The sequence below is a fragment of the Citrobacter sp. On2M genome, from assembly GCF_018035235.1.
GTDB lineage: Bacteria > Pseudomonadota > Gammaproteobacteria > Enterobacterales > Enterobacteriaceae > Citrobacter > Citrobacter meridianamericanus.
In genome coordinates this window covers 1,171,726-1,183,262 of the sequence record NZ_WPCV01000004.1, presented here as the reverse complement: position 1 = coordinate 1,183,262, position 11,537 = coordinate 1,171,726, and the positions used below count along the sequence as shown (strand labels likewise).

At 50.0% G+C, this 11,537-nt stretch carries 9 protein-coding genes; 4 read left to right on the top strand and 5 right to left on the bottom strand.

The features are described 5' to 3' along the window. The first annotated feature begins 309 nt into the window (after window positions 1–309). The 4 genes from On2M_RS15960 (at window position 310) to dbpA (ending at window position 4,403) form a co-directional block, all read left to right on the top strand. On the top strand, window positions 310–1,419 hold the full coding sequence (locus On2M_RS15960) for a methyl-accepting chemotaxis protein (protein ID WP_187252366.1): 1,110 nt from the start codon (window positions 310–312) through the stop codon (window positions 1,417–1,419). A 155-nt stretch (window positions 1,420–1,574) separates the two neighbouring features. Continuing rightward, window positions 1,575–2,558 carry a zinc transporter ZntB gene (gene zntB, locus On2M_RS15955; RefSeq protein WP_151219316.1) on the top strand — a complete coding sequence of 328 codons (984 nt, stop codon included), beginning with the start codon at window positions 1,575–1,577 and terminating at the stop codon, window positions 2,556–2,558. Between the two features lie 275 nt (window positions 2,559–2,833). Further along, window positions 2,834–3,001, top strand: coding sequence for a hypothetical protein (locus On2M_RS15950; protein WP_187252367.1), 168 nt, complete (start codon window positions 2,834–2,836; stop codon window positions 2,999–3,001). A gap of 28 nt (window positions 3,002–3,029) precedes the next feature. Next, the gene (gene dbpA / locus On2M_RS15945) at window positions 3,030–4,403 is read left to right on the top strand and encodes an ATP-dependent RNA helicase DbpA (RefSeq protein ID WP_210905136.1); all 1,374 of its coding nucleotides are present in this window, start codon (window positions 3,030–3,032) and stop codon (window positions 4,401–4,403) included. Between the two features lie 105 nt (window positions 4,404–4,508). Here dbpA and ttcA read toward each other — a convergent pair whose 3' ends face one another. From ttcA to nifJ, 5 genes are all read right to left on the bottom strand, one after another. Next, window positions 4,509–5,444, bottom strand: a complete 936-nt coding sequence (gene ttcA / locus On2M_RS15940; RefSeq protein ID WP_016156617.1) for a tRNA 2-thiocytidine(32) synthetase TtcA — start codon at window positions 5,442–5,444, stop codon at window positions 4,509–4,511. 198 nt (window positions 5,445–5,642) lie between these two features. After that, complete coding sequence (gene uspF / locus On2M_RS15935) at window positions 5,643–6,077, bottom strand: universal stress protein UspF (RefSeq protein ID WP_003020369.1); 435 nt, start codon at window positions 6,075–6,077, stop codon at window positions 5,643–5,645. 81 nt (window positions 6,078–6,158) lie between these two features. Further along, on the bottom strand, window positions 6,159–6,371 hold the full coding sequence (locus On2M_RS15930) for a KTSC domain-containing protein (RefSeq protein WP_005126657.1): 213 nt from the start codon (window positions 6,369–6,371) through the stop codon (window positions 6,159–6,161). Between the two features lie 145 nt (window positions 6,372–6,516). After that, window positions 6,517–7,641, bottom strand: a complete 1,125-nt coding sequence (gene ompC, locus On2M_RS15925) for a porin OmpC (RefSeq protein WP_151219315.1) — start codon at window positions 7,639–7,641, stop codon at window positions 6,517–6,519. A gap of 364 nt (window positions 7,642–8,005) precedes the next feature. Further along, window positions 8,006–11,530, bottom strand: a complete 3,525-nt coding sequence (nifJ, locus tag On2M_RS15920; RefSeq protein ID WP_210905135.1) for a pyruvate:ferredoxin (flavodoxin) oxidoreductase — start codon at window positions 11,528–11,530, stop codon at window positions 8,006–8,008. Between the last annotated feature and the right edge of the window lie 7 nt (window positions 11,531–11,537).

Here is an 11,537-nt window from a genome sequence, read left to right as displayed (position 1 = left end):
AGAGGGAAGGGGCGAACATTGAAAATGACAGTCCTTTACTTATACAAATATTCATCGGGTTTATGATTCTGTGCATTTTGTGCGCACGGCGTGCTTGCCATCACAATAATCTAACGACAAGCTTCAGCCTCATTTTTTGTAGGGTAAAATACTTAATTAATAAAAACTACCAGTATAATTGCCTGCCTTAAGTGAAAGGATTACAAACTCTCATTGAAAGTTCGTCTTTCGTCTCAGCGCTATGGAAATCTTGATTGCAGATGCTATAAAAAATAATATCCATGTTATTTCTTGGCACACAGGACTAAAATGTTAAATGATATTAGTGTCAGAACCTTTATTATTTTATTTCTGCTCATTACGGCGTTTTTTCTAAATGTCGTTGAAATATTTCTTTCGGCCCCCCCAGAGATTATCATTGGGACTAACTCAGTAAGCTTAATTTCTATATTATGTCTATGGTGGTACATGACGAAATATTTGGTCATGCCAATTAATACGGTTAAAAGAAGCATTGAGGAAGTGACGTCCGGGAATCTGGCGATCAGTATTCCAGAGTTTGGCAATAACTGTGCGGGGAGATTAATACCCGGCATTAATAGTTTATCAAGTAATATTTCAACACTGGTTAATGAGATCAGAACATCCTCGCAAACGGCTATGGCGCTTTCTGAACAGCTCGCGGAACGCAGCGCTGAGTTATCAGTAAAGACAGAGCAGCAATCCGGTGCATTAATGCAAACGGCTGCTAACATGGATGAAATAGCGGTCAGCACGCGTAACAATGCAGAGAATACGCAAATGGCGAGTGCTAAGGCCAATATTGCAACGCTATCTGCCCAGCAGGGGGGGGATTTAATGGTGCAGGTCGCAACCAATATGCAGTCGATCACCGAATGTGCGCAGCAGATGACAGAAATTATTACCATGATAGATGGTATTGCATTCCAGACAAATATTCTGGCATTGAATGCCGCTGTAGAAGCGGCGAGAGCGGGAGAGCATGGCAAAGGTTTTTCCGTGGTAGCCGCAGAGGTGCGAATGCTCGCGCATCGTAGCGCAGATGCCGCGAAGAATATTAAACATCTGATTGCCCAAACTCATGAAAACGTTCAGCAAGGTGCGGCTATTGTGCGTGAAGCTGAAAAAAATATGCAGGATATTGTTGGTGGTGCCGGGCAATTAAACCAACTGATGAGCGAGATATTAACCACTACGCAGGAGCAAGAGAAAGGGATCATCAGTATTACTCATGCTCTCGCGGAACTGGAAAACGTGACTCAGAGTAACGCCATTATGGTGGATGAACTGTCAGACTCTTCGGATATTCTGAAAAATCAAGTGACAGACCTCCAGTCTCGAACGCACAAGTTTCGCTTAAGTCACGCTTTTGATTCTGAGAGACGCCAACGGGCTTAACAGAATCGCCTCGCAACAAGCGCCGCATTTGTCGGCGCTTTACTTATTATCAGATACTTTTATGAGTCATTTCAGCACAATGGGACAATGAGATATTGCTTAACATATTCTGACGGCTAGACTAACGAAAAAAGCTGAATGTTTGTGGAGGCGCTGTGGAAGCCATTAAGGGAACGGATGTTAATGTGCCGGATGCCGTATTTGCATGGCTGTTGGATGGCCGTGGTGGGGTGAAACCACTGGAAGATAACGATGTTATCGACACTCAGCATGCCTGCTGGCTGCATCTTAATTATACTCATCCTGAAAGTGCGCAATGGCTGGCGACAACGCCTTTACTTCCCAATAACGTGCGTGATGCGCTGGCGGGTGAAAGCACGCGTCCGCGCGTCAGCAGAGTAGGAGAAGGTACGTTAATCACGCTGCGGTGTATCAATGGCAGTACAGACGAGCGGCCTGACCAACTGGTAGCGATGCGTTTATATATGGATGAACGTCTGATTGTCTCAACGCGTCAGCGCAAAGTGCTGGCACTGGATGACGTAGTCAGCGACCTCCAGGAAGGTACAGGGCCAGCTGATTGTGGCGGTTGGCTGGTGGATGTCTGTGATGCACTGACCGATCATGCCAGCGAATTTATCGAACAGTTGCACGACAAAATTATCGATCTGGAAGATAACCTGCTCGATCAGCAGATCCCGCCGCGTGGCTTCTTGGCATTACTGCGTAAGCAGTTAATTGTGATGCGCCGTTATATGGCACCACAGCGTGATGTCTATGCCCGTCTGGCGAGCGAACGGTTGTCCTGGATGACTGACGACCATCGGCGACGGATGCAGGATATTGCTGACAGGCTGGGGAGAGGGCTGGATGAAATCGATGCCTGTATTGCCAGGACCGGTATTATGGCAGATGAAATTGCGCAGGTGATGCAGGAGTCTCTGGCTCGCCGAACTTATACAATGTCATTGATGGCAATGGTTTTTCTTCCCAGCACTTTTTTAACCGGGTTGTTTGGCGTTAACCTCGGCGGTATCCCTGGTGGTGGCTGGCAATTTGGCTTCTCACTTTTTTGTATTCTGTTAGTGGTCCTGATTGGTGGTGTTACTTTATGGTTGCATCGTAGTAAATGGTTGTAACAACAACGTTTTTTAGTGACTTTTGCGCATGAAAACGTGCTGGTTTTTGAGCGAAGTCAATAAACCATCTACCTATTCGGGGCAATATCTCTCTCGCAGGTGAATGCAACGTCAAGCGATGGGCGTTGCGCTCCATATTGTCTTACTTCCTTTTTTGAATTACTGCATAGCACAATTGATTCGTACGACGCCGACTTAGATTAGTCGGCTTTTTTTTGCCTGCAGGAAATCAACGTCTACCCTAAAAGAGTCAGTCTCAATAACTGGAGGGGTATATGAGTTGTCTGATTGTATCGCCACACACTGATTCACTACCGACCGATCCGGTTCCCATTCCCGATCCCATTCCTCGTCCGCAGCCAATGCCGGATCCGCCACCGGACGAAGAGCCGATTAAATTGTCGCATCGTGGGCGCAGATCTGCGAGGATACGCGCCTGCTGAATGTAAGTTTTTATCGCGAGATTAAATTGTGACTGCTTTTTCAACCCTGAATGTTCTACCTGCTACCCAACTCGAGAATCTTAACGAGCTGGGTTATCTTGAAATGACGCCTGTTCAGGCTGCTGCATTACCGGCAATCCTGGCAGGTAAAGATGTTCGCGTGCAGGCTAAAACCGGCAGTGGCAAAACGGCGGCTTTTGGTCTCGGATTATTACAGCATATTGATGCCATGCTGTTTCAGACACAATCGCTGGTGCTGTGTCCGACGCGTGAGCTTGCCGACCAGGTGGCGGGTGAGCTGCGTCGCTTAGCCCGCTTTCTGCCAAACACCAAGATCTTAACGTTGTGCGGTGGGCAGCCTTTTGGTGCACAGCGTGATTCTCTGCAGCATGCGCCTCATATTATTGTCGCCACGCCGGGGCGTTTACTCGACCACCTGCAAAAAGGCACCGTTTCTCTGGATGCTTTGAATACACTGGTCATGGATGAAGCCGACCGTATGTTGGATATGGGTTTTAGCGATGCGATTGATGATGTTATCCGCTTTGCGCCTGCTTCTCGCCAGACCTTGCTGTTTTCTGCGACCTGGCCGGAGGCCATTGCCGCCATCAGTGGCCGGGTGCAACAAAATCCATTAACCATTGAAATTGATACCGTTGATTCGCTACCGGCGATTGAGCAGCAGTTTTTCGAAACCTCCAGCCACGGCAAAATTCCGCTGCTGCAAAAATTGCTCAGCCAGCATCAGCCTGCTTCATGTGTCGTTTTTTGCAACACCAAAAAAGACTGTCAGGCCGTGTGTGACGCACTGAATGCGGCGGGGCAAAGTGCTCTTTCACTGCATGGCGATCTGGAACAGCGCGATCGCGACCAGACGCTGGTGCGTTTTGCCAACGGCAGCGCACGCGTTCTGATTGCCACCGATGTCGCTGCGCGTGGCCTGGATATTAAATCACTCGAGCTGGTGGTTAACTTCGAACTGGCGTGGGATCCGGAAGTTCATGTCCATCGTATCGGACGTACCGCGCGTGCCGGCAACAGCGGTCTGGCGATTAGTTTCTGTGCGCCAGAAGAAGCCCAGCGAGCCAATATTCTTTCAGAAATGCTGCAACTGAAGCTGAACTGGCTGCCTGCGCCCGCTAACGTCTCGGTTCTGCCTCTTGAAGCAGAGATGGCGACGTTATGCATTGATGGCGGTAAAAAAGCTAAAATGCGTCCCGGCGATGTTCTGGGTGCACTGACGGGTGATATTGGACTGGATGGTGCCGATATCGGTAAGATTGCCGTTCATCCGGCGCATGTTTATGTCGCTGTTCGTCAGACTGTAGCGCATAAGGCATGGAAGCAATTGCAAAATGGTAAAATTAAAGGCAAAACCTGCCGGGTTCGTTTATTGAAATAAACGCCCACTGAAATGTCTGGTGGCGCTTTGCTCATCAGGCCTACAGGCGCGTATGCACATTGTAGGCCGGATGAGACGTTTATGCCGCCATCCGGCATTCTCGACTTACTTCACTTCCACCACGTTCAGACGCAACTCATCCAGTTGAGCATCATCTTCTTCTGGTTGCCAGCCCGCAGGCTGCAGCGGGATCTCTTCACGATCGAACGCTAAATCACCACCGTCCACAACCTCTGAACCGTGCCTGATGCCTTTAAAATCGAACAGATTGATATCGCTTAGATGTGAAGGTACAACGTTCTGCATCGCGCTGAACATGGTTTCAATGCGCCCTGGATAGCGTTTGTCCCAGTCGCGCAGCATGTCGGCAATGACCTGACGCTGAAGGTTCGGCTGTGAGCCGCACAGGTTGCACGGAATAATCGGGAAACCCTTCGCTTCGGAGAAGCGCTCGATATCTTTCTCGCGGCAGTAAGCCAGTGGACGAATAACGATATGCTTACCGTCATCGCTCATCAGCTTCGGCGGCATGCCTTTCATTTTCCCGCCGTAGAACATGTTTAAAAACAGCGTTTGCAGGATGTCGTCACGATGGTGCCCGAGCGCGATCTTGGTGGCGCCTAACTCAGTTGCCGTGCGATACAGAATACCGCGACGCAGGCGAGAGCAGAGTGAGCAGGTCGTTTTGCCTTCAGGGATTTTATCTTTGACGATCCCGTAAGTGTTTTCTTCGACAATCTTATACTCAACGCCCAGTTGTTCCAGGTACTCTGGCAGGATGTGCTCCGGGAAACCGGGTTGTTTCTGATCGAGGTTAACCGCAACTAAGGAAAAACTGATTGGGGCACTTTGCTGCAAATTGCGCAGGATCTCCAGCATGGTATAGCTGTCTTTCCCTCCGGAAAGGCACACCATAATGCGATCGCCGTCTTCGATCATATTGAAGTCGGCAATGGCTTCGCCCACGTTACGACGCAGACGTTTTTGCAACTTGTTCAGGTTGTATTGTTCTTTCTTGCTAATATCTTGATTTTGCGACATTTAATAGAGGCTCAATTCATAGTGTGGCATCAGAAGAGTATGCATCACGCCGGATAGTCCGGCAAAAAAAGTCTGATATGAAAACAGTGGCGTGTATGGTACGGATAAGCGGGAAAAATGTCAGCACATTTAGGGCAGGAATCGTGAGGTATAAGTGGTAGAAATAAAAAGCCCGCAGCGATGTGCGGGCCAGACAGCTTAGCGGACTACCAGTACCGAACACTCCGCGTGACGTACCACCGCTGCGGCGTTAGAGCCCAGCAGGTAGGTGGTGATGTCAGGTCGGTGTGAGGCAATAATGACCATATCAGCCGGTAATTTTTTAGCAATCTCCAGAATCTTATCTTTCGGTGCACCTTCTGCGACATGAATGTGCACTCTGTCCGTTGGGATATTGAACTTCTTGATAATCTCTTCCAGTTGAGATTTTGCTTCGGCTTTCAGATCGTCCATGGCCGGTAACTCTGCTGAGTAGGCCAAACCCAGGGAAGCGTAATAGGGCAGTGACGGAATAACGGTCAGAAAATGGACCTGCGCATCGTCAATTTTGGCCTCCGCTTCAACATGGGCAATAACGCGTTGAGTTAATTCTGAGTCTGAAATATCGATGGGTACAAGAATCGTTCTGTTCATAAAACCTCCTGTTTAAGCATCCACCTAAAGCTTACCGCGTAATGGCACTTTATGTACAATGACAAAGATCACATTTTGGCATCACTTTATTTTGATTTCAGGAAACTTGCCTCTTATTACGCCGTCGTAAAATCGACCTTTAGAGACCACGCTCAGGAAATCACGAAAAATACGCGCAGGGACATGCTGATATTGCAGGGTAGCCAATTGGTGAAAGCGAATTTCCAGCGTGTGAGAGGATTCGTCATAGCCGACGGATGCAATACGGGATGATTTTACAGGATGATGATTCATTGCAGGTATCCTCTACTACAGGTCTTAATGAAGATATCATCTATCAAAGAGGTGTTTTAATACAATAGATATAATATTTCGATCTGAATAAAACAGATTGGTTACCAAAGAAAGAATAGCCCGCTGTTGCCAGCGGGCTGACGGATTAGAACTGGTAAACCAGACCTAATGCGACAACATCATCAGTAGAGATGTTGTTACGAGTGTAGAAGCTGTCATCTTCGTCCAGCAGGTTGATTTTATAATCAACATAGGTGGACATGTTTTTGTTGAAGTAGTAGGTAGCGCCGATATCAGCATATTTAACCAGGTCTTTGTCACCGTCGGTAGCGTTCAGGTCTTTCCCTTTAGACATCAGGAAAGATACAGCCGGACGCAGACCGAAGTCGAACTGGTATTGTGCAGTGACTTCGAAGTTCTGGGTTTTATTGGCTACGCCGCTGTCGCCGTACGGTGTCATGTTACGGGTTTCGGAGTACATGGTTGCCAGGTAGATGTTGTTGGCATCGTATTTCAGGCCGGTCGTCCACGCGTCAGCTGTATCCCCGCCGGCAACGTTGCCACCAGCTTTACCTGCGTTAACCTGATCGTTAGTACGGTCAGAAGTAGAGTATGCCGCACCGAAGCTTACACCCATACCCAGATCGTAAGTAGAGGAGATACCGAAGCCATCACCGTTAGAGTTCTGAACGTTACGATCGCTGCCGTTACCGGTGCCTTCCTGTTCATCACCCGCTTGTTCGTTCGCACCCTGATACTGCAATGCAAAGTTCAGGCCGTTCACCAGACCGAAGAAGTCAGTGTTACGATAAGTTGCTACGCCGTTAGCACGGCCAGTCATAAAGTTATCAGCATAGGTGTAGGAGTCGCCGCCAAACTCTGGCAGCATATCGGTCCAGCCTTCTACGTCGTACAGTACGCCATAATTACGACCGTAATCGAATGAACCGTAGTCGCCGAATTTCAGACCTGCAAAGGCCAGACGTGTGAAGTTGTTGTTGCGGTTGCTTTCAGTGGTGTTGGCATTGACCTGATATTCCCATTGACCGTAGCCGGTGAGCATATCGTTGATCTGAGTTTCGCCTTTGAAACCGCCACGAACATAGGTCTGATCGCCATCTTTGTTGGCGTCATCAGAGAAATAACGCAGACCATCTACTTTACCGTAGAGATCTAATTTGTTGCCGTCTTTATTATAAACTTCAGCAGCGTGAGTTGCGCCTGCAGCCAGCAGGGCAGGAATGACGAGAGCCAGTACTTTTCTGTTCATTGAAATAATCCTTTAGTTTTTTTATTTACCTGTGACTACCCATACGGGGAGTAAAAGCATGCTAAAGGATAAGTTCCGTAAAGGGATAAATATGAATTGTTACGCCTTAAGTATAACCTTAAATAAATAATTCTACAGAAATGGTGATAATTACGATGAATATATAAAATGGATATATATAAAATAAAAATTATACAAGTGAATTGTGTTGAGTTATTCTGCGCGGGTTATATGCCTTTATTGTCACTTCTTGTTTTTCGTTGGAGGATTTGTCTCAGGACTGATTAGCCAGCGAATAAATTGACAAGCCCGAACAAACTGTTCGGGCTTTTTTTTATCCTCGACTAATACTTAACGACACGTATTAATCGGTGCTGCTTTTTTCCGCTTTCCCTGCCAGTTGGGCCAGGAAGTCATAGCGTTTTTGCAAATCAGCGGTCGCATCCTTCCACAATTGCTCGGCCACTTCCGGTTGCTGTGCGTTCAGACGGCGGAAGCGCTGCTCGTTCATCAATGTCTCAGCCAGCGCGTCTGACGGCGGGCGAGAGTCCAGCGCCAGCGGCAGTTTACCTTCGTCTGCACGGCGAGGATCAAAGCGATACAGTGGCCAGAATCCGGTTGCCGTGAGCTGGCGCATCTGATCGTGGCTTAACGCGAGGTCGTAGCCATGTTCCTCACATGGGCTATAGGCGATAATCAGCGACGGACCTGGATAGGCTTCCGCTTCCTGAATCGCTTTCACCGTCTGATTCAACTGCGCCCCCAGAGAAATCTGTGCAACATACACGTGCCCGTACATCATCATACTGACGCCAAGATCTTTACGTGCCTTGCGCTTGCCGTGTTCACCAAATTTGGTGACGGCTCCGAGCGGTGTGGCTTTCGACGCTTGTCCACCTGTGTTGGAGTAGCACTGGGTGTCCAGTACCAGAATATTGACGTTCTCGGTCAGGCTCAGGACGTGATCCAGGCCGCCAAAACCAATATCGTAAGCCCAGCCATCGCCGCCAATCAGCCAGATGGATTTCTCGACCAGTGCGTCGGCATCGGTTAACAGTTGCTGCGCGCCTTCGACATCTTTCAGATGCTGGCGCAGCGCGGCAACTTGTTCACGACGTACTTCTGGCGTTGCTTCGGCGTGCAGGGCGTCATTCAGTTCAGCCGGAATGTTATCGGCAAACTGTTCCAGTAAGCGCATAACGCGCACACGGTGTTGATCCACCGTCAGACGGAAGCCCAGACCGAATTCGGCGTTATCCTCAAACAGTGAGTTTGCCCACGCGGGTCCACGGCCGTTGGCGTCGGTGGTATACGGTGTTGAGGGCAGGTTACCACCATAAATCGATGAACAGCCGGTCGCATTGGCGATCAGCATGCGGTCGCCGTAAAGCTGCGTAAGCAGTTTGATATACGGCGTTTCACCACAACCGGAGCAGGCACCAGAATATTCAAACAGCGGCGTTATCAACTGCGAGGTACGAATATCAATGCGTTCCAGTTTAGTGCGATCAATCTCAGGCAGATCAAGGAAGAAGTCATAGTTAACTTTTTCTTCTTCAACATGCTCAAGCCGCGACATCATATTGATGGCCTTGATCTCCGGGTTTTGCCTGTCTTTCGCCGGGCACACTTCGACGCACAAATTACAGCCGGTGCAATCCTCTGGCGCAACCTGCAGAACATATTTCTGACCGCGCATATCGCGTGATTTCACATCCAGAGAGTGCAGGCTGGCAGGGGCGTTTTCCATCGCTTCTGGTGAGACGACCTTGGCGCGGATAGCCGAGTGCGGACAGGCGGCAACGCAGTGGTTACACTGAGTACACAGATCTTCTTTCCAGATGGGGATCTCTTCGGCGATATTGCGTTTTTCCCAACGCGTGGTGCCCATCGGCCAGGTGCCGTCTGGCGGCAGCGCTGAAACGGGGAGGGCATCGCCCAGGCCGGCGAGCATTGCCGCGGTGACGGTTTTCACGAAATCAGGCGCGGCATCAGAAACCACCGGTGGGCGGTTAGCGCTATGTGGATCAACCGACTGCAGCGCCACTTCGGCGACCGACTCACGCGCCAGGGCCAGCGCCTGCCAGTTACGTTCAACCAGGTCCTGACCTTTACTGCTATAGCTTTTGGCAATCGCCCCCTGCAATTCAATCAGCGCGCTGTCACCTGGTAAGATTTGCGTCAGATGGAAAAATGCCATCTGCATCACGGTGTTAATACGCGCAGCCAGACCACACTCGCGGGCGATTTTCGCCGCATTAATAACGTAGAAACGTGCTTTCTTTTGATTCAGAACCGCCTGAACTTCCTGTGGCAGACGCGCCCAGACTTCATCCACGTTGTACGGCGTATTTAGCAGGAAAATACCGCCCGGTTTCAGGCGCTCGGCCATCTGATACTTATCGATAAATTGCAACTGATGACAGCCAACAAAATCGGCCTGTGACACAAGATAAGCAGAGCGAATAGGTTGCTCGCTGACGCGCAGGTGAGAAACTGTCAGACCGCCTGCTTTTTTCGAGTCATAGACGAAATAACCCTGCGCATACCACGGTGTCGAGTTACCGATAATCTTGATATTGTTTTTGGTGGCCGACACGCTACCGTCACTGCCCAGCCCATAAAACAGTGCTTCAAGCTTCGCGGTACCGGGTAGGGTGTTTTCCGGTAGTGGTAGTGACAGGTTGGTGACATCATCATAGATACCGACCGTAAAGCGAGGTTTCGGCTTCGCGCTAGTCAACTCATTAAAGACCGCCATGACGCAGTCCGGTCCAAACTCTTTGGAAGAAAGTCCATAACGTCCGCCAATCACGCGTGGTAGGGTTTCCCGCTCGCCGCAATTAAAGGCTTCCGCCAGCGCGGTCATCACATCCAGATACAGTGGTTCTGCCTGGGCACCCGGCTCTTTGGTGCGATCCAGAACGGCGATGCTCCGTACGGTTTCCGGCAGGGCGCGCAGTAGATGTCTGGCAGAAAATGGGCGGAATAGACGCACTTTCAGTACGCCGACTTTCTCGCCGCGAGCCTGCAACTCTTCGACGACTTCTTCGCAGGTGCCAATTGCCGAGCCCATCAAAATAATGACGCGTTCTGCCTGCGGATGACCGTAATATTCAAAGGGGTGATACTGGCGGCCCGTCGCCGCGGCGAAGTCGTTCATCGCCTGTTCGACGTTTTCGTAAACCGCGTTGTACCAGGGGTTTGTCGCTTCGCGCGACTGGAAGTAGGTATCCGGGTTTGCAGATGTACCGCGAATAACCGGATGCTCCGGATTAAGCGCGCGGGCGCGGTGAGCATCGATTTCCGCCTGCGGCATCAGTCCGAGGATCGTGTCATCGGCCAGCGGCACAATTTTATTGATTTCATGCGAAGTACGGAAACCATCAAAGAAATGAATGAACGGAACCCGACTTTTCAGGGTGGCCATTTGCGAAATGAGCGCAAAGTCCTGTGCTTCCTGCACGCTACTGGCACACAGCATCGCACAACCCGTCTGGCGCACCGCCATTACATCGGAATGATCGCCAAAGATCGACAACGCGTGAGTGGCAATCGTACGTGCCGCCACGTGCAGTACAAACGGGGTCAACTGGCCGGCCAGTTTGTACAGCGTCGGGATCATCAGCAACAGGCCCTGCGATGAAGTAAACGATGTAGAGAGCGCGCCGGTCTGCAATGCGCCGTGAACGGTCGCGATCGCACCGCCTTCCGACTGCATTTCTACGACGCGAGGAGTATCCCCCCAGACGTTTTTAAGCCCGTTCCCGGCCCAGGCATCCGCTTGTTCAGCCATCGTCGAACTGGGCGTAATCGGGTAGATGGCGATAACTTCGCTGGTACGAAATGCGACCGAAGCAACCGCACCATTACCGTCAATTGTGATCATACTGACA